This window comes from Kitasatospora sp. NPDC056446, from assembly GCF_042796115.1.
In the GTDB taxonomy this organism is placed as follows: domain Bacteria; phylum Actinomycetota; class Actinomycetes; order Streptomycetales; family Streptomycetaceae; genus Kitasatospora.
On sequence record NZ_JBHTRF010000057.1, the window covers coordinates 1 to 17,850 of the forward strand.

The window sequence follows — 17,850 nt, forward strand, 5'->3', positions numbered from 1 at the left end:
GGAACGGACAACGGCGTCCGTTCCCGCCCGGCCGTACGTCTGCTCCCGCCCCGTCGTACGTCTGCCCCCGCCCGGTCGCACGCCCGTTCCGCCCGGGTCGTCCGTCCGTTCCGCCCGGGTCGTCCGTCCGTTCCGCCCGGCCGCGGCCCGGCGGGCGGGGCGTCCGGTGTGGCGTCGGCCACGTGTGTGACACGGCGGTCCGGGCGCCGGCGCCTGCCAAGCTGGTCCGCATGACCAGAAGCAAGAGCCCGCTCGTCGTCGTGGCCGTACTGATCCTGGCCGTGCTCGCCGGAGTCGGGTACCTGCTCGCCGGCAAGGGCGGCAGCAGCCACCCCAAGGCCGCCGCGAGCGCCACCGCCACCGCGGGCACCACGGCCCCCAAGCCCTCGGCGCCCAAGCCGTCCCCGCCGGCCGGCGGCGCCTCCGCCCCCGGCGGCACCTGGGTGCCCGCCGACCCGGCGCTGGCCGACGTCTGCCGCACCAAGCTCCCCAGCCAGGCCCAGGACACCCTCGGCCTGATCGACAAGGGCGGCCCCTACCCGTACAACCGGGACGGCATCGTCTTCGAGAACCGCGAGAGCCGGCTCCCGAAGAAGGGCAACGGCTACTACCACGAGTTCACCGTGGTCACCCCGGGCTCCAACGACCGAGGCACCCGCCGCGTCGTCACCGGCACCTCCGGCGAGCAGTACTGGTCCCCGGACCACTACGCGACCTTCCAGGAGATCGACCCCCGCTGCTGAACCGGCTCCTGCCGAACCCCCGTGCCGGGCACGGCCGTTCACCTCGCCCGCCGCCAGGTGATCCGGGGGTGCGGGCCGTGCGGGCCGGTGGTGACCAGGGCGGTCAGCTCGTGCAGCACCGGCGCCGGGTCGCGGCGCAGCCGGACCGGGGTGGTGCGGACCACCGGGAGGCCGGCGGCGGTGAGCCGGTTGGCCCGGGCCAGGCCGCGTTCGTGGTCGGCCGGGCGCAGGTGCCAGGCGCGGGAGTCGATCTCCAGGGCCACGCAGGCGTGCGGCCAGTAGGCGTCCGGGACGGCGAGGAAGCGGCCGTCCAGGAAGAGCACCGGGTTCCACAGCGGTTCGGGCAGGCCCGCGTGCGCCAGCAGCTCGCGGGCCTCGCCCTCGACCACCGAGCGCACCCCGGCGGTCAGGTCCTCCACCACCCGGGCCACGTGCGGCAGCCCGAGCGCGCCCGGCCTGGTCAGCAACTGGTCCAGCAGCTCGCCGAGTTCGCAGTGGCGCCGCTGGACGGCCTCCGCGCACAGCGCCCGGAAGCGGCGCTGCCCCGTCTCCTTCGGCGCGAGGTCCGCCAGCGCCCGCGCGACCGTGGTGCTCCACAGCCCGTCGTCCCGTTCGAAGCCGCCCGGCATCGCCCCCGCCGACCGGTGGATCCGGACGAACTCCCGGTCACCGACCCGGCGTTGACGCGGAATCAGCACATCGACCGCGCCGAGGTCGGCCGGGTGCCCGGCGCTCGGCAGCCCGGCGTCGGCCAGTACCGTGAAGCCGGTCAGCAGCACCTCGCCGGACCGGGGCCCGCGCCCCTTCGGGGTCGCGTAGGCCAGGGCGGCCCGCAGTTTCTGGTGGACCGTCAGCCTCCCGTTCTGCAGGCAGATCACCCGGGGCAGCACCTGCTGCCAGGGCCCGCCCGGCCGCAGCCGGTGGGCGATGGTGCCGGAGGGCACCCCGAGCCGGCGCAGCTGCGCCCGGGTGGCGATGTGCTGCTGGTCGGCGCCGAGCAGGGCGACCGGGTCGAGCGGGTTCGCGCGGGTCATGCCAAGGTGCTGCCCGCCCGGATCGGAGGTATGCGAAACATCCCCCGTCGGTGGAGTCCCGGCAAACAGGTTGACGAAACGCCGGCCCGACCGCTGAGCTTGGGGGCATATGACGACACCACCGCACAGCGGCCCGGCGTTCGACGCACTCGTCGGGCTCTCCGTGGCAGACGCTCTCGGCGCCCAGTTCTTCGTCCCCGAAACCGCCCGCGCCCACCTCGCCTCCCGTACCGACCCGCCCGGCCCCTGGCCGTGGACCGACGACACCGAGATGGCCTGCTCGGTCTACGCCGCCCACACCGAGCGCGGCACGATCGACACCTTCGACCTCACCCACGCCTTCGCCCGCCGCCACGACTTCGACCGCGGCTACGGCCCGGCCGCCAACCGGCTGCTCCGGCTGGTCCGCGAGGGCGGCGACGCCGAGGCCCTGGCCGCCGAACTCTTCGACGGCCAGGGCTCGTACGGCAACGGCGCCGCGATGCGGGTCGCCCCGCTGGGCGCGGCGTACCCGGAGGACCCCGCCGCCGTGCTCCGGCCCGCCGCCGACACCGCCGTGATCACCCATGTCCACCCGCAGGCGGTGGACGGCGCGATCGCGGTCGCGGTGGCCGCCGCGTACGCGGTGCGGGCGCGGACCGAGTCGATGACGCCGACGGCCTTCCTGGAGGCGGTGGTCGAGCTCACCCCGTACGGCGTCGTGCGCGAGGCCCTCGCCGAAGCCGTCCGGCTCCTGGCCGAACCCGATGCGCGGGCCGTCGCCCGGTTGCTCGGCAACGGCAGCCGGACCTCGGCCGTCGACACCGTCCCGTACGCCCTGTGGTGCGCCGCCCGGAACCTCGCCGACTACCGGGCCGCCGTGTGGGAGGCGATCGCGGCCGGCGGCGACATGGACACCGTGGCCGCGATCACCGGGGGAGTGGTGGCCGCGCACACCGGTACCCACGGCATCCCCGCGAGCTGGATCGCCGCCCGCGAGCCGCTGCCCGGCTGGGCGTTCCCTGAGCCGGGCAGCGTTCGGGCGGCCCCCGCGGACGACTCGTACCTGAAGCCGCTGCGGCTGCCCCGCCCCTGCCCGGTGCCGGACCTCGTCTGGACCGAGGAGCAGTGGCAAGCGGTCCGGTCGGGGCGGATCCCCGGGGATGTCGACGGACGGTGGGCGTTCTACACCGCCGAGGGTGTCCTCTACCTGCACCGCGGCCGGAGCGGCTCCGAGATCTGGCGTGTGCGGGTCGCCCCGGTCAAGGGCGGCGGCCGGCGGCCCGTGTCCGCACTGGTCGAGGCGCACCCCGAGCACGGCAACGGCGAGCGCGAGGCCCTTGGAGGCCTCCTTCGCATGGTGGCCGGGGACCGGGGCAGCCGCACAGCCGCACCCCTCAGGCCGTGATCATCAGCTGCCCGGCGCCGCTACCGCCCGGTCTAAGGCACTCCTGGTTGATCGCCGGATCCGGGGCGCTCGGCGAGGTCGCGGCGGCGATCCGCAGCTCGATGATGTCCCGGACGGCCGGCCACTCGTCGTCGAGGATCGAGTAGAAGGCGGTGGAGCGCACCACCCCGTCGAGCCCGCGCGAGTGAGCCCGGCGGACGCCCTCGCCCGTCGCGCCGAGCCGTTCGATCGCGGCCCGCGAGCGCAGGTTGCGGGCGTCCGCGCGCAGCGAGATCCGCTGGACGCCCCAGGTCTCGAAGGCGTGGCGCAGCATCAGCAGCTTGGCCTCGGTGTTGATGCCGGTGCCCTGGGCGCGCGGCGAGAGCCAGGTGTTGCCGATCTCGGCGGCGTCGGGGACGGCCGTGGCCGGATCGCCGAACGGGACGCCGGGCATCGGGGGCCACACCATCGGGCCCTGCCAGTAGTCCAGTTCGAGGAACCGGGTGGAGCCCACCACCCGGCCGTCGGCGACGTTCACCGTCGCGAACGGCAGTGACCGTCCGGCGGCCTGGTCGGCGAGGGCCCGCGCGATGTAGTCGCGGGCCGCTTCCAGGCCGTGCGGAACGGGGGTGAAGGCGTAAGTCGTACGGTCCTCGGCGCCGGCCTCGGCGATGGCCTCGGCGTGGTGTGCGGCGAGTGGCTCCAGCCGCACGGTGCGGCCGGTGAGGGTGACAGGTACGGGCACGGAACCTTCTGTCCTTCATCGGTCGGAGGGTGCCTCCCGTGCCGGGGTACGGCTCGGGGTGCGCTGACTGGTTTCGCCCCGCCCGAAACCGTCCGCCGGGTAGCCGTGCGCGCCGGAAGATCCGGTCGGGCGGGGCGGGGGCGGGCGGCCCGGAACGGGCGGCGCGGGTGCCGGAACGGGCACGGGTCCTCGGACCGGTCCGGCGGGCATGGCGAGGGGACAGTGTGCGTCCGCGAAATGGCCGAAGAGGAAACGAGAGCGCGAAGGGAAACGGGCGGCCAGGTGAAGGCAAGGTGCGTCGTGGAGGGCTGGCCGAGCACCGGACCGGGACGTGGACGACGGCGTTACGGACGACGTGACGACGACGCGACGATGCGAGGCAGCGAGAGGACGATACCCGCCAGAAGGCGGTGCGTCACTTCGCGGCACGCGAATGGCCGCGCGGGCCGTTGCGGAGGGTCTCCGGACGGGCCCCGTCGGGCCCGTGACCAGGGGCTCTTCGGTCGGGTGCGATCATGGTCCGGAGCGGTCGGCCGGGCCTGTCGGACGCGTCCTCCGGCGTGGCGGGAATTCCGCCGGAGCCCGGCGCGCTGGAGAGGACGAGAAGCCGGTCGGCCGGGACGAGCAGAGAACGGGGTTGGGTGCGCGGTGCGTGACTTCCAGGCGTTGTACGAGCTGGATCAGCAGGGCGTGGCCGCGGTGGCCGCCGCCACCGCGCAGTTGCGCGACACCGGCGCCGGCTTGGTGCTGCTGCAGCACTTCGAGGGCTTCATGGACGCCGGTGAGGCCGGCGGCCAGGTGGTGGCCCACCTGCTGGAGACGGGATCGCCGCAGGTGGTGGCCCGTTTCGACCACGACCGGCTGGTCGACTACCGGGCCCGCCGCCCGTCGATGGTCTTCGACCACGACCACTGGACGTCCTACGACCCGCCGGAGATCCTGCTCCAGCTCGTGCACGACGCCGCCGGAGCGCCGTTCCTGCTGCTCAGCGGCCCCGAGCCGGACGTCGAGTGGGAGGGCTTCGCGCGGGCCGTCCGCGCCCTGGTGGAGCGTTTCGAGGTCCGCCTCTCGGTCGACTTCCACGGCATCCCGATGGGCGTGCCGCACACCCGCCCGGTCGGTCTGACGCCGCACGGGAACCGGCTGGACCTCGCGCCCGGGTACCCGCAGTGGTTCGAGCAGGCCCAGGTCCCCGGCAGCGCCCAGGCACTGGTGGAGTACCGGCTGGCCGAGGCCGGGCACGACGTCCTGGGCTTCGCGGTGCACGTCCCGCACTACGTGGCCCGGTCGGCCTACCCGGCGGCGGCCGTGCAGGTCCTGGAGGCGGTGCAGTCCGCCACCGGCCTGGTGCTGCCCGGCACCCGGCTGCGCGAGCGGGTCGGCGAGGTCTACGCCGACATCGAGGAGCAGCTGACGCACGGGGACGGCGAGTTGCGCTCGGCGATCCGCGGCATGGAGGGCCAGTACGACGCGGTGGCGGGCGCGGAGGACCGGGAGAGCCTGCTGGCCGAGCCGGTGGACCTGCCTTCGGCGGACGAGCTGGGCCGGCGCTTCGAGCAGTTCCTGGCCGAGCACGAGCGCGGCGCGGAGTAGCCCGGCGGCCACGGAAGGCCCCGATTTCCCCGGTGGCCCCGGCGGTTCCGGCCTCCCCGGCGGGGACGCGGATTCCCCTTGGGCGGATTTCGCGGAAGCGGGATTCATCGCCGCCGCCCGGACGTTGGAGGCGGAGGTGCCCGGGGGACGGGCTGCCGCGAAGGAGCCGACCGTGACCTGTCGTACCCCCGGGGGGAAAGCATGCCCAGGACCACACGCCCGACCGTCGCCCTGACGGCCGGGATGGCCGCGCTGCTGCTGGCCGGATGCACCAGCGGCGGCGGTTCGGACGGCCAGGCGAAGGACTTCGCGGGCGCGGTGCCCGCGAAGGCGGGCGCGACCCCGACGCACGCCCCGCCGCCCACCGGGCCGTACGTCGCGCTCGGCGACTCGTACACGGCCGGCATGCAGATCCCGCCGCAGACCGGCGAGCCGCGCGGCTGCTCCCGCTCGGGGGTCAACTACCCGTCCCTGGTGGCCAAGGACCTCAAGCTGGCCGCCGGGCAGTTCCGGGACGTCAGCTGCACCGGCGCCCGCACCGGGGACCTGACCGCCGCGCAGGACACCGGCAACGGCACCAACCCGGCCCAACTGGACGCGCTGGCACCGGGGACCAGGCTGGTCACCCTCGGGATCGGCGGCAACGACGCCGGGTTCATGGACGTCGTGATCGAGTGCGCCAAGGACAACCTGCTGGACGCGGTGAAGAACGTGGTCCGGCAGACCCGCTCCGCCTCGCCCTGCCGGGACCACTACTCCTCCGGCGACGGCACCGACGAGGTCCAGCACAAGGTGGACGCCGCCGGGGACAAGCTCGGCCAGGTCCTCCAGGACGTCAAGCGGCGCTCCCCGCAGGCCCGGGTGTACGTGATCGGGTACCCGTCGCTGCTCCCGGCCGACCCGTCGAGCTGCCTGCCGGTGCTCGGCAAGACCGTGGCCGTTCCCGACCTGGCCTTCCTCTCCGAGAAGGAGCAGCAGCTCAACGGCATGCTCAGGAAGCGGGCGGAGGCCGCCGGCGCGGTGTTCGTCGACACCACCGCGGCCTCGGCCGGGCACGACATGTGCGCGGGGGAGGACAAGCGCTGGATCGAGCCGCCCTTCCCGGCGCACGGCCTGGCGCCGATCCACCCCAACGCCAAGGGGCAGGAGGCGATCGCCGGGGTCGTCCTGAAGGCACTCCGGGGTTGAGCCGGGGCCGAGCCTGAGCCGAGTCGGAGTTGAGTCGGAGCCGAGTAGGAGCCGAGCCGCCGAGGCTCGTCGGACCCGCCCCGAGCGGCCCCGGGAAGGGGCGCCGTGGCGGGCACCCGCGCGCCGCGCACCGTTCACGCCCCGGCCCGCGCTCCTTCGTGCGCGGCACACCCCGGCTGTCGGGGGCGCGGCGTACCGTGAGTGGCATATGGATGACACCGCGCACCGCCTCGCCGCCCCGAACCCGTACGACCACACCGCCGAGGCCCGCTGGGTCCCCGAGCCCGACAAGCGCCCGGGCCGTACGGCGTTCCAGCGCGACCGCGCCCGGGTGCTGCACTCGGCGGCGCTGCGCAGGCTGGCCGGCACCACCCAGGTGGTCGCCCCGATGCGCAGCGACTTCCCGCGCACCCGGCTCACCCACTCCCTCGAATGCGCCCAGGTCGGGCGGGAGTTGGGCGCGGCCCTGGGCTGCGACCCGGACCTGGTGGAGACGGCCTGCCTGGCCCACGACATCGGCCACCCGCCCTTCGGCCACACCGGCGAGGAGGCCCTCGACCAGGCCGCCGAGGCGTGCGGCGGCTTCGAGGGCAACGCGCAGTCCCTGCGCATCCTGACCAGGCTCGAACCCAAGCGCTTCGCCCCCCAGGAGGAGCCGTCGACCCGGCTCGCCCCCTGGCCCGGCCGCAGCGTCGGCCTCAACCTGACCCGCGCCGCGCTCGACGCCGCCACCAAGTACCCGTGGACCAAGGGCGCCCACCCGACCGACCCGGCCTCGCCCAAGTACGGCGTCTACGCCGACGACCTGCCGGTCTTCCGCTGGCTGCGGGCCGGCTCCCCGGCCGGGCGCAAGTGCTTCGAGGCCACCGTGATGGACTGGTCCGACGACGTGGCCTACTCCACCCACGACGTCGAGGACGGCCTCCAGGCCGGCCACATCGACCCGGCCGTGCTGCGCGCCCCGAGCGAGCGCGCCGAGCTCTTCAAGGTCGCCGAACGCTACGCCACCGACGCCGAACCGGAGGAGCTGGCCGCCGCGCTGGACCGGCTGCTCGCCCAGGAGTGGTGGCCCCGCGGGTACGACGGCACCGCGCGCGCCCGGGCCGGGCTCAAGGACCTCACCAGCCAGCTGATCGGCCGGTTCTGCCTGGCCGCCGAGCAGGCCACCCGGGCCCGGTACGGCCCCGGCCGGCTCGGCCGCTACGGCGCCGAGCTGGTGGTGCCGCGGGACGTCCGGCTGGAGTGCGCGGTGCTCAAGGCGGTCGCCGTCCGCTTCGTCATGCAGCGCGACGAGCAGGCGCAGCTGCGGGCCCGCCAGCGGATCGTGATCGCCGAGCTGGCGTACGTGCTGACCCAGCGCGCCCCGGACGGGCTGGACCCGGTGTTCGCCGCCATGTACCGGGAGGCGGAGGACGACCGCGCCGCCCTGCGCACGGTCGTCGACCAGATCGCCACCCTGACGGACGCCTCGGCCCTGGCCCTGCACGCCAGACTCGTCGGTGCCGCCTGGGCGTGAGGGGCCCGGGGGCGCGGTGCGGGGGCGGGGCGGAAAGGGGGCCGGGGGCGGGCCGGGAGCAGAGGGCGCCCCGCTCCCGGTCGGAAACCCGGGCCGCCCCAGTAGACTTCCGGAGTGGCCGGGCGGATCAGGGACGAAGACGTACAGGCGGTGCGCAGCGCACTGCCGATCGATGCGGTGGTCGGCGACTACGTACAGCTGACCAATGGTGGCGGCGGTGAGTACAAGGGCGTCTGCCCGTTCCACGACGAGAAGTCCGCCTCCTTCTACGTGAACCCCGCCAAGGGCGTGTTCCACTGCTTCGGCTGCCAGGAGAACGGCGACACCATCGCCTTCCTGATGAAGATCGAGCACTTCACGTTCGCCGAGGCCGTCGAGCGGATGGCCGCCCAGGCCGGGATCACCCTGCGCTACGAGGAGGGCGGCTACAGCCCCCGCCACCAGCAGGGCGAGCGCACCCGGCTGGTCGAGGCGCACAAGGTGGCCGCCGCCTACTACCGGGAGCAGCTGGCCTCGGCGGAGGCGGAGATCGGCCGCCGCTTCCTGGCCGAGCGCGGCTTCGACGAGGAGGCGGCCGCGACCTTCGGCGTCGGCTACGCCCCGGCGGGCTGGGAGCACCTGGTCCGCTTCCTGCGCGGCAAGGGCTTCACCGACAAGGAGATCCTGCTCGGCGGCCTGGCCTCGCAGGGGCAGCGCGGCGGTCTGATCGACCGCTTCCGGGGCCGGCTGGTCTGGCCGATCCGGGACATCGCCGGCGAGGTGGTCGGCTTCGGCGCCCGCCGGCTGCGCGAGGACGACAACGGGCCGAAGTACCTCAACACCCCCGAGACGCCGATCTACAAGAAGTCCCACGTGCTGTACGGCATCGACCTGGCGAAGAAGGAGATCGCCAAGTCGGGCCGCGCGGTGGTGGTCGAGGGCTACACCGACGTGATGGCCTGCCACCTGGCCGGGGTCACCTCGGCGGTGGCCACCTGCGGTACCGCCTTCGCCGAGGACCACATCAAGATCATCCGCCGGCTGCTGATGGACACCTCCCAGTACCGGGGCGAGACGGTCTTCACCTTCGACGGCGACGCGGCCGGCCAGAAGGCCGCCCTGCGCGCCTTCGAGGACGACCAGAAGTTCGCCGCCAAGACGTCCATCGCGGTCAGCCCCGGCGGCATGGACCCGTGCGAGCTGCGCCTGGCCCAGGGCGACGAGGCGGTCAAGCAGCTGATCGACAACCCGGTCCCGCTGTTCGAGTTCGCGCTGACCTCGGCGGTGGCCCGGCACCGGGTGGACACCCCGGAGGGGCGCTCGGCCGCGCTGGAGGAGGCGGCCCCGATCGTCGCCAAGATCAAGGACCGCTCGATCCAGCACGAGTACGCCGTCCGGCTGGCCGGCATGCTCGGCATCCTGGACGAGCCCTTCGTCGTGCGCCGGGTCTCCCAGCTGGCCCGCTGGGACCGGGAGCGCCAGCAGAACCCGCGCGCCGCCGCCCAGCGCCGCCCGGAGCCGGTGCAGTCGGCGCGCCCCGACCGGTCCGCCTTCCGGCTCAACCCGCGCGACCCGGCCCAGTTCGTCGAGCGCGAGCTGCTCAAGCTGGCGCTGCAGCACCCGGACCTGGTCAGCCCGGCCTTCGACCACTACGGGGACGACGAGTTCCCCACCCCGCCGTACACCGCCGTCCGGCAGGCCGTCGCCAAGGCCGGCGGCGCCGCGTACGGGGCGACCCTGCCCGACTTCACCAGCGTGGTGCGCGAGGCGGCCCCGGACGACGTGGTGCGCTCGCTGGTCACCGAGCTGACCGTCGAACCGGTGCGCTCGCGCCGCAAGGTGGACGCGGTCTACGCGGGGGAGTTCCTGGTCAAGCTGCGCCTGCTCGCGGTGGACCGCCGGATCACCGAGGTCCGCGGCTACCTCCAGCGGCTCGGCCACCGGGCCGACGCCGAGCAGCTGCACGCCGTGCAGACCGAGCTGTGGCAGCTCCAGCAGTACGGGCAGCAGCTGCGCAGCCAGGGCGCCGCAGCGCTGTGAGGCCGTAGGCCCGCCCGGGCGCGTGGGCCCGCTCCGGCTGTGGGCCCGCTCCGGCTGTGGGCCCGCTCCGGCCTGTGGGCCCGCTCGGGCCCGTGGGCCTGCGCCGACGCGGGGACCCGCGCACAGAAAGTCGGCGCACGAGTCTCGGCCACGGAGTGTGGCGTACCGCACACTGGAGGGCGTCCCACCTCCGTACAGCGCGGGTCCGCCAGAGTCGCGCCCGCCCCCAGGGGATGCCCGTGGAGCAAGGCCTCGCCGCAGCGACCACCACCGCCACCAGTACGAGAGCGAACCCCGCCGGACCGGCCGGGGACCGGGAGGCCGACCACGGCCGGGCCGGGTCGGCGCCGCCGGACGGCGCCCGGGTCCCCGCCCAGGGCCTGCCGGAGGGCCACCCGGACAGCCCGGACGACCCGGACAGCCCGGACGAGTCGGACGCCGGTACCGCCGTCGCCGCCGACGCCGGCACCGGCACCGGCAGCGAAGTCGACGACACCGGGGCGCGGGACGGCCCTCGCGCGCCGGCCGAGGGCGGCGGACCGGCCGCCGACCTGCTGCGCCAGTACCTGCGGGAGATCGGCCGGATCCGTCTGCTCACCGCCGCCGAGGAGGTCGAGCTGGCGCGCGGGGTCGAGGCCGGCCTGTTCGCCGAGGAGCGGCTGGACGGGGACCCGCCGCCGCCCGACCCGCTGGCCGGCGAGCTGGACGCCCTGGTGGTGCGGGGCCGGATCGCCAAGCGCCGGCTGATCGAGGCGAACCTGCGCCTGGTGGTCTCCGTCGGCAAGCGCTACGTCGGGCGCGGGCTGACCCTGCTCGACCTGGTCCAGGAGGGCAACCTGGGCCTGATCCGGGCGGTGGAGAAGTTCGACTACGCCCGCGGCTACAAGTTCTCCACGTACGCGACCTGGTGGATCCGGCAGTCGATGAGCCGGGCGCTGGCCGACCAGGCCCGGACGATCCGGGTGCCGGTGCACGTCGTCGAGCTGATCAACCGGGTGATCCGGGTCCAGCGCGGCCTGTTGCAGGAGCGCGGGCTGGAGCCGACGGCGGCCGAGATCGGCGCCGTCCTTGAGCTCACCGAGGGGCGGGTGCGCGAGCTGCTCCGGCTGGCCCAGGAACCGATCTCGCTGCACACCCCGGTCGGCGAGGAGGACGACGTCGCGCTCGGCGACCTGATCGAGGACGCCGACGCCGCCTCGCCCGCCGAGTCCGCGACCTTCCTCCTGCTGCGCCGGCACCTGGACGCGGTGCTGGCCACCCTGGGCGAGCGGGAGCGCCAGGTCGTCCAGCTGCGCTACGGACTGGACGACGGGCGGCCGCGCACGCTGGAGGAGATCGGCTCGGTGTTCGGCGTGACGCGGGAGCGGATCCGCCAGATCGAGTCGAAGACGCTGGTCAAGCTCCGTGACCACGCCTTCGCCGAGCAGTTGCGCGGCTACCTGGACTGAGCGGCGGCACCGGTGGGCTCGGCCGTCGCGGGGTCCGTCGGTTCCGCTGTGGCGGGCGTGGCAGGGACGGCCGTCGTCGGGGTGGCCGTCGCCGCCCCGGCGCCGGTGCCCGGCGGCGGTGACGCGGGGCCGATCGGGATCGGGGTGGAGGCCACCACCGAGGCCAGGTCGGAGACGACGGTGGTGCAGTCGTGCCCGGCCGGCTGGTACCCGCAGACCTGGAAGGTGGTGGTCGGGTCCGCCGCGTTCAGCATCGCCGAGTAGTTGTCGTAGCCGTAGTGGATGAGCGCCGTCTCGCTGTCACCGGTGCCGTCGGTGATCGTCGCGTAGTCCTTCGGCTGGCCCTCGGTGATCGCCGCCCAGGCGGCCTGGCAGGTCCGGCTGTAGCGGAGGTAGACGACCACCTGGCCGACCACCTGGGTCTGGAGCGTCCGGGCGTCCTTGCCGCAGTCGGTGGTCTTGGGGTCCTTGTGTGCGCAGCCGAGGGCCTGGCAGGCGGGGGAGCCCGGGGTGCTCGGCGCGGGCTTGGCGGAGGGGACGGCCGGGGAGGGGGCGTCGGCCGCGGAGGCCTGTCCGTCGTGCCGGGAGAACCGCAGGCCGGCCGGCACCAGCAGGAGGGCCAGCAGCACCGCGGCGGAGACCAGTACCGCCGGGCGCCGCCACCAGGCGGGGCGGGCGGGCTCATCGGTCGGGTCGTCGGCAGCGGCCGGGTCGGCGGGCTCCTCGGCGGCTGTCCCGTCGGCGGTTTCCCCGTCGTCGGCCCGGTCGGCCCGGTCGGCCACCGGCTCCACCGCCTGCCGCCACCGCCGCCGCAGTTCCGCCGCGTCGCAGTCGACCGTCCCGATCAGCGCTTCCAGCGCCTGCTCGGTGAGCACCCGCTTGCCGTTCAGCCAGCGCTCCCAGGAGGCCCGGCTGTAGTGCGTGCGCGCGGCCAGTTCGGACAGCGAGAGCCCGGCGGTGTCCTTGATGGCCCGGAGCTCCTCCACCAGGAGGCGGGCGGGTTCGGACAGCTGCTCAGGCAGTTCCTTCCACGCGGAAGCCACGGGGGCCCTCCAAAGTCGCGCGACGGGGACACGGGGACAGGACCGGAGGTGCGTGCCCGGTCCGGGCCGTCCGGTGTCTCCCCTTCTCCAACCTCAGCGGCCTGGCGTCCCAAACCCCAGGTCATGGCGTTGAGACGGACGGAAGTGTCTCACAACCCCCCGGAACCCTCGAACGGTCGTCCATCCGTGGTGCAGAGTTCTCTGGCCGGTGCGTTTCGCCGCCCGGCCGCTTCGTTCGGGCACCGGCCGGTCAGCCGTCGCCGGGCCCGACGGAGGGTCCCGGACATCCCCCACGGATCGGGGCAGCCTCGCGGGGGGAGGCTGCCCCGACCGTCCGGGACACCCGGCGGGAGGGCGCGTCACCGCGTCCTCCCGCCGTCCCCGGGGTCCGGACGGGACCGCCCGGCACGCCGCCCTAGTGGTGGAAGGCCGACCGGGCCGGCACCCCGAGCTCCTTGAGCGGGAAGGGCTGGCGCCGCAGCTCCGGCAGCAGCCGGTCGAGGTCGGCGAGCAGCAGGTCGGCGAGGTCCCGGGAGAAGCCGTTGCGGCAGACCACCCGGAGCACCGACAAGTCCTCCCGGTTCGCCGGGAAGCTGTACGCGGGCACCTGCCAGCCGCGTTCGCGCAGCCGCCGGGACACGTCGAAGACGTCGAACGGGACGTCCCCGGTGGTGGTGAAGGCGAACACCGGCACCTGGTCGCCGCGGGTCAGCAGCCGGAAGCAGTCCAGCTTGCCGACCGCCTCGGCCAGGTAGGTGGCGACCTCCCGGCAGGCGCCCTGGACGGCCCGGAAGCCGTCCCGGCCGAGCCGCAGGAAGATGTAGTACTGGGCGACCACCTCCGCGCCGGGCCGGGAGAAGTTGAGCGCGAAGGTCGGCATCTCGCCGCCGAGGTAGTTGACCCGGAACACCAGTTCCTCCGGCAGCGCGGCCCGGTCGCGCCAGAGCGCCCAGCCCACGCCGGGGTAGACCAGCCCGTACTTGTGGCCGGAGGTGTTGATCGAGGCCACCCGGGGCAGCCGGAAGTCCCAGACCAGCTCGGGGTCGAGGAAGGGTGCCACCATGCCGCCGGAGGCGCCGTCCACGTGCACCGGGACGTCGATGCCGGTCCGCTCCTGGAACGCGTCCAGGGCCGCGCAGATCTCCTCGACCGGCTCGTAGGAGCCGTCGAAGGTGGAGCCGAGGACGCCGACCACGCCGATGGTGTCCTCGTCGCACAGCGCGACCGCCTGTTCGGCGCCGAGGTGGAAGCGCTCGCCCTCCATCGGCGCGGTGCGCGCCTCGATCTCCCAGAAGGTGCAGAACTTCTCCCAGCACACCTGCACGTTGACGCCCATGACCAGGTTGGGCCGGGCCCCGGCCGCGTAGCGCTCGGCGTTGCGGTGCATCCAGCGCCGCTTGAGCGCCATCCCGGCCAGCATGCAGGCCTCGCTGGAGCCGGTGGTGGAGCAGCCGACCGCGGTGTCCGGGTCGGGGGCGTGCCAGAGGTCGGCGAGGATCGCCACGCAGCGCCGTTCCAGTTCGGCGGTCTGCGGGTACTCGTCCTTGTCGATCATGTTCTTGTCGAGGCACTCGGTCATCAGCCGGGTGGCCTGGGCCTCCATCGAGGTGGTGACGAAGGTCGCCAGGTTGAGCTTGGCGTTGCCGTCCAGCATCAGCTCGTCGTGGATCAGCTGGTAGGCGGTCTCGGCCGCGACGGGGCCGTCGCCGAGCCGGTGCATCGGCGGGGCCAGCTTCATCGCGCCCAGCGGGTCGGCGGTGGCCGCGAACGGGCCGATGCTCAGCCGGCGGTCGTTCCCGGCCCCCTTGTGCAGCGCCATCGCGTCCTGCCGCCCTTCGCGTCGCCGGCCGTGTCCCGACCCACGCTGCCACCGGGCGGCGGGTGACGCATCTTCACCCGCCCCGCCGGGGCCGGGTTCAGGCCACCGCCTCCGGGTGGATCTGGTCGCGGGCGGCCCGGTACTGGAGGCGCACCGCCGAGCCGATCGCCAGGTCCTGCTCCCCGTCGGGCTCGACGGTCTCGGCGTCCGGCAGCTCCCACTCTGGCGGCTCCTGGGTGCCGGCCAGCGCCCAGGCGGCCTGCCGGGCGGCCCCGCGGGCGGCGTGCGCGCCCGGCGGCGGCACCACGACGGGGACGCCGAACAGCATCGGGGCGATGTGCCGGACGGCGGGCAGCCGCCCGGCCGTGCCGAGCAGGAACACCCGGTCGATGCCGACGCCCCGGGCGCGCAGCACGTCCAGCGCGTCCGCGATGTTGCAGAGCATGCCCTCGACGGCGGCCCGGGCCAGGTGCTGGGGGGTCATCGCCTCGGCCCGCAGGCCGGTCAGGGTGCCGGCCGCGTGCGGCAGCGCGGGGGTGCGCTCGCCGTCCAGGTAGGGCAGCAGCACCAGCCCGTACGCGCCGGGGGAGGAGTGCAGGGCGAGGTCGCTCAGGCCCTCCAGGTCGCGGCCGAGCATCGCGGCGGTGGAGCGCAGCACCTGGGCGGCGTTGAGGGTAGCGACCATCGGCAGGTGGCGGCCGCTGGCGTCGGCGAAGGAGGAGACCAGGCCGGAGGCGTCCACCACGGCCTCCTCGTGCACCGCGAAGATCGTCCCGGCGCTGCCGAGCGAGACCACCGCGTCGCCCGGGCGCAGGCCGAGGCCCAGGGCGGCGGCCATGTTGTCGCCGGTGCCGGCCGAGATCAGCAGGCCTTCGGGGGTGTGCCCGGCGGGTTCGGCGGGGCCGAGCACGTCGGGCAGCCTGAGTTCGTGGCCGAGTGCCAGTTCGACCAGGTCCTGGCGGTACTCGCCGGTGATCGGCGACCAGTAGCCGGTGCCGGAGGCGTCGCCGCGGTCGGTGGTGCGGCGCTTGGGGTGGCCGAGCAGTTGCCAGACCAGCCAGTCGTGCGGGAGCAGTACCTCGGCGACCCGGCGGGCGTTGGCCGGCTCGAACTCGGCGAGCCAGCGCAGCTTGGCGATGGTGTACGTCGGGGCGGGCACGGCGCCGATCGCGGCGGTCCAGTCGGCGGGGCCGCCGAGGGCGTCCAGGAGCTTGGCGGCGGCGCCGCCGGCGCGCGGGTCGTTCCACAGGATCGCCGGGCGGACCTGCACCCCGCCCGCGTCCAGGCCGATCATGCCGTGCTGCTGCGCGCTGACGCCGATCGCCCGGACGCCCTCCAGCAGGCCGCCGGCCGCGGCGTCGCCGAGCGAGTGCAGCCAGACCTGCGGGTCGGCCTCGCCCGGGCGCAGGTCCTGGTCCTCGGGGACGGGGTGCGGTGCCTTGCCGGAGCGCAGGACGGTGCCGGTGTCGGTGTCGCACGCGACGATCCTGGTACGGCTGGTCGAGCTGTCTATCCCCGCGACGATGGCCATGTCGAGATCATGCCTCAGCCCGGCCCGGGACGCGTCCGGGCCGGGTGAGCCGTTGCCGGTTCGCGACCCCGGGTTGGGGTGCGCTTCACCGTGGTGTCACCGCCCCGTCACGGGCGGAAGGTACCCCAGCCGTCGTCCTCGGCCCGGGACCGGTTGAAGTACGGCACCCGGTCGGTGACGGCGGTCGGCAGCTTGTCGCCGACCCGGTCCGCGACCGCGCCCGCGGCCCGCCCGGCGACCGCGCCGGCCTGCTGCCGCGCCCGGTCGGTCGCGCCCTGCACGGCGGGGTTCCGGGCGATCTGCCGGGTGACCTCGGCGATCTGTTCGTAGCGCCGGCGCCCGGCCCGCGAGCCCAGGACGTAGCCGGCCGCGAAGCCCGCGGCCAACGACAGCTTCCACATGATCGGATCCACCCTCTCCTGGCGGCCTTCTGCCGCATTGCCCTACCCGTCCCTCGGTACGGCGAACCGTCCGCGGCCCCCAGCATCCCCGGGCGCGGTGCCGGGCGCGCGCCGGGCACGCCGGGGCGGCAACCCCGGGGCAACCGGGGAAAGCGATTGGCGGACCACCCCCCCGAGTGCGCTAATGTATGTCCCGCAGCAAGCGCCGCGGAGCCCGGGAAACCGGGGGCCGGGGCTGAGGTCGATCCCCCATAGCTCAATTGGCAGAGCAGCCGACTGTTAATCGGCAGGTTATTGGTTCGAGTCCAATTGGGGGAGCTCGGGACGGTGCCCTTCGGGGTTCCCGCTCCCGTCCGTGGTACGGAAGTCGCGTACCTCGATCCCGCATAGCTCAATTGGCAGAGCAGCCGACTGTTAATCGGCAGGTTATTGGTTCGAGTCCAATTGCGGGAGCTGCACCGGGTCCGCCCGGTGACTGCTCAGAGCGAAGGCCCCTCGGTCGACCGGGGGGCCTTCGTGTTGCCCCCGCGCGGTGTCGCGCGCGTCACGCCGCGAGGGCCCGGGGATCCGGGGATCCGGCCGCGGCCTCAGGTGGTCGCCTTCCGGTACAGCTCGGCCACCCGCTGGTCGAAGGTGACGCTGTACGAGGTGCCCGGGGTGTCCCCGCCCTCCTGGTAGCCGCCGATCACGCCGACCACCGAGCCCTGCTCGGTCACCCACGGGCTGCCGCTGGTGCCGTCGGTGTAGCCGCCGCAGTCGAAGCGCTCCTGGGTGGCGCTCTGGGAGCGGGTCCGGACCGCGCAGGTGATCGGCTCGTCGCTCTCGTTGGGGTAGCCGGTGACGGAGACCGACAGCCCGAAGCCCTGCGCGGTGCCGAGCGGGTTCCCGCCGACGGCGTCCTCGACCTGCCGCCCGTCGACCGTGCCCAGGGTGACGAACGCCACGTCGTACTCGGGGTCGTCGTCGGTCGCCCAGCGCGGGTCGACGGTGACCGACCGCACCGGCCAAGTCCCGTAGGGGGTGGATCCGTTGCGGAAGCCCGGGGTGAACACCAGGCCGTCCAGCAGGCCGATCCGGCGGCTCTGCACGCAGTGCGCCGCCGTCACCAGCAGGTTGTGCCGGGGGCTCTGCACGACGCTCGCGGTGCAGGCCCGGGGGCCCTGCGCGGTGCGGATGGAGAGCGTGCCGATCCGGTCCCGGGCCGCGCTCTGCTGGGCGACCTCGGCGGTGGGCGCCCCGTCCTGTCCGCCGCACGCGGTGCCGGCGGCGAGCAGCAGGGCGGCCAGTGCGGCCGTTCGTGCCGTGCGCGCGGGCCGTGCCGGGCGGGGGGCCATCGGGGCTCCGTCTCGTTCCTCGGGGCGGGCATCCTGGCCGTGCGTTCCGCCGTTCGTGAGGAAGATCTAC

Annotated in this window: 14 protein-coding genes and 2 tRNA genes; 9 read left to right on the top strand and 7 right to left on the bottom strand. The window is 74.6% G+C overall.

Annotation, left to right across the window (positions count from 1 at the left end):
* Positions 1–230 precede the first annotated feature (230 nt).
* Positions 231–743 carry a ribonuclease gene (locus ACFQ6N_RS28685; RefSeq protein ID WP_380655000.1) on the top strand — a complete coding sequence of 171 codons (513 nt, stop codon included), beginning with the start codon at positions 231–233 and terminating at the stop codon, positions 741–743.
* A 38-nt stretch (positions 744–781) separates the two neighbouring features.
* Here the strand turns inward: ACFQ6N_RS28685 and ACFQ6N_RS28690 are convergent, their stop codons facing one another.
* Positions 782–1,777 (bottom strand): hypothetical protein, encoded by a 996-nt coding sequence (locus tag ACFQ6N_RS28690; RefSeq protein WP_380655003.1) that lies wholly within the window; start codon positions 1,775–1,777, stop codon positions 782–784.
* A 109-nt stretch (positions 1,778–1,886) separates the two neighbouring features.
* Between ACFQ6N_RS28690 and ACFQ6N_RS28695 the strand changes: the two genes are divergently transcribed.
* Positions 1,887–3,164, top strand: a complete 1,278-nt coding sequence (locus ACFQ6N_RS28695; protein ID WP_380655006.1) for an ADP-ribosylglycohydrolase family protein — start codon at positions 1,887–1,889, stop codon at positions 3,162–3,164.
* On the opposite strand, the gene ACFQ6N_RS28700 is transcribed toward ACFQ6N_RS28695, so the two are convergent.
* Positions 3,154–3,888, bottom strand: coding sequence for a GNAT family N-acetyltransferase (locus ACFQ6N_RS28700; protein ID WP_380655010.1), 735 nt, complete (start codon positions 3,886–3,888; stop codon positions 3,154–3,156). The two genes, ACFQ6N_RS28695 and ACFQ6N_RS28700, sit on opposite strands and share 11 nt — an antisense overlap.
* Positions 3,889–4,536: 648 nt before the next feature.
* On the opposite strand from ACFQ6N_RS28700, the gene ACFQ6N_RS28705 reads away from it, so the two are divergent.
* From ACFQ6N_RS28705 to ACFQ6N_RS28725, 5 genes are all read left to right on the top strand, one after another.
* Positions 4,537–5,481 (top strand): PAC2 family protein, encoded by a 945-nt coding sequence (locus ACFQ6N_RS28705; RefSeq protein ID WP_380655013.1) that lies wholly within the window; start codon positions 4,537–4,539, stop codon positions 5,479–5,481.
* Positions 5,482–5,682: 201 nt separating this feature from the next.
* Complete coding sequence (locus tag ACFQ6N_RS28710; RefSeq protein WP_380655015.1) at positions 5,683–6,669, top strand: SGNH/GDSL hydrolase family protein; 987 nt, start codon at positions 5,683–5,685, stop codon at positions 6,667–6,669.
* A 208-nt stretch (positions 6,670–6,877) separates the two neighbouring features.
* A complete protein-coding gene (locus tag ACFQ6N_RS28715; protein ID WP_380655018.1) occupies positions 6,878–8,185 on the top strand; it encodes a deoxyguanosinetriphosphate triphosphohydrolase in 1,308 nt (435 codons plus the stop codon).
* A 114-nt stretch (positions 8,186–8,299) separates the two neighbouring features.
* Positions 8,300–10,204 carry a DNA primase gene (gene dnaG / locus ACFQ6N_RS28720; RefSeq protein ID WP_380655021.1) on the top strand — a complete coding sequence of 635 codons (1,905 nt, stop codon included), beginning with the start codon at positions 8,300–8,302 and terminating at the stop codon, positions 10,202–10,204.
* A gap of 233 nt (positions 10,205–10,437) precedes the next feature.
* A complete protein-coding gene (locus tag ACFQ6N_RS28725) occupies positions 10,438–11,652 on the top strand; it encodes an RNA polymerase sigma factor (protein ID WP_380655023.1) in 1,215 nt (404 codons plus the stop codon).
* Here ACFQ6N_RS28725 and ACFQ6N_RS28730 read toward each other — a convergent pair.
* The 4 genes from ACFQ6N_RS28730 to ACFQ6N_RS28745 form a co-directional block, all read right to left on the bottom strand.
* Positions 11,640–12,695 carry a DUF2690 domain-containing protein gene (locus ACFQ6N_RS28730; RefSeq protein WP_380655025.1) on the bottom strand — a complete coding sequence of 352 codons (1,056 nt, stop codon included), beginning with the start codon at positions 12,693–12,695 and terminating at the stop codon, positions 11,640–11,642. The genes ACFQ6N_RS28725 and ACFQ6N_RS28730 overlap by 13 nt on opposite strands.
* 415 nt (positions 12,696–13,110) lie before the next feature.
* A complete protein-coding gene (locus ACFQ6N_RS28735) occupies positions 13,111–14,514 on the bottom strand; it encodes a glutamate decarboxylase (RefSeq protein WP_380655027.1) in 1,404 nt (467 codons plus the stop codon).
* Positions 14,515–14,611: 97 nt separating this feature from the next.
* Positions 14,612–16,045: an FGGY family carbohydrate kinase gene (locus tag ACFQ6N_RS28740; RefSeq protein ID WP_380655030.1), complete on the bottom strand. Its 1,434-nt coding sequence runs from the start codon at positions 16,043–16,045 to the stop codon at positions 14,612–14,614.
* Between the two features lie 107 nt (positions 16,046–16,152).
* Entirely contained in the window at positions 16,153–16,458 is a 306-nt protein-coding gene (locus tag ACFQ6N_RS28745; protein WP_380655033.1) for a hypothetical protein, read from the bottom strand.
* Between the two features lie 233 nt (positions 16,459–16,691).
* Here ACFQ6N_RS28745 and ACFQ6N_RS28750 point away from each other — a divergent pair.
* Positions 16,692–16,764: transfer RNA gene (locus ACFQ6N_RS28750), tRNA-Asn, on the top strand.
* A 62-nt stretch (positions 16,765–16,826) separates the two neighbouring features.
* Positions 16,827–16,899, top strand: a tRNA-Asn gene (locus ACFQ6N_RS28755).
* A gap of 134 nt (positions 16,900–17,033) precedes the next feature.
* Here ACFQ6N_RS28755 and ACFQ6N_RS28760 read toward each other — a convergent pair.
* Complete coding sequence (locus tag ACFQ6N_RS28760; RefSeq protein WP_380655037.1) at positions 17,034–17,780, bottom strand: trypsin-like serine peptidase; 747 nt, start codon at positions 17,778–17,780, stop codon at positions 17,034–17,036.
* Positions 17,781–17,850: the final 70 nt, after the last annotated feature.

Coding starts and splice junctions, on each gene's coding strand:
- ACFQ6N_RS28685 (WP_380655000.1), top strand. CDS start 231: ATGACCAGAAGCAAGAGCCCGCTCGTCGTCGTGGCCGTACTGATCCTG.
- ACFQ6N_RS28690 (WP_380655003.1), bottom strand. CDS start 1,777: ATGACCCGCGCGAACCCGCTCGACCCGGTCGCCCTGCTCGGCGCCGAC.
- ACFQ6N_RS28695 (WP_380655006.1), top strand. CDS start 1,887: ATGACGACACCACCGCACAGCGGCCCGGCGTTCGACGCACTCGTCGGG.
- ACFQ6N_RS28710 (WP_380655015.1), top strand. CDS start 5,683: ATGCCCAGGACCACACGCCCGACCGTCGCCCTGACGGCCGGGATGGCC.
- ACFQ6N_RS28715 (WP_380655018.1), top strand. CDS start 6,878: ATGGATGACACCGCGCACCGCCTCGCCGCCCCGAACCCGTACGACCAC.
- ACFQ6N_RS28725 (WP_380655023.1), top strand. CDS start 10,438: ATGCCCGTGGAGCAAGGCCTCGCCGCAGCGACCACCACCGCCACCAGT.
- ACFQ6N_RS28735 (WP_380655027.1), bottom strand. CDS start 14,514: ATGGCGCTGCACAAGGGGGCCGGGAACGACCGCCGGCTGAGCATCGGC.
- ACFQ6N_RS28740 (WP_380655030.1), bottom strand. CDS start 16,045: ATGGCCATCGTCGCGGGGATAGACAGCTCGACCAGCCGTACCAGGATC.
- ACFQ6N_RS28760 (WP_380655037.1), bottom strand. CDS start 17,780: ATGGCCCCCCGCCCGGCACGGCCCGCGCGCACGGCACGAACGGCCGCA.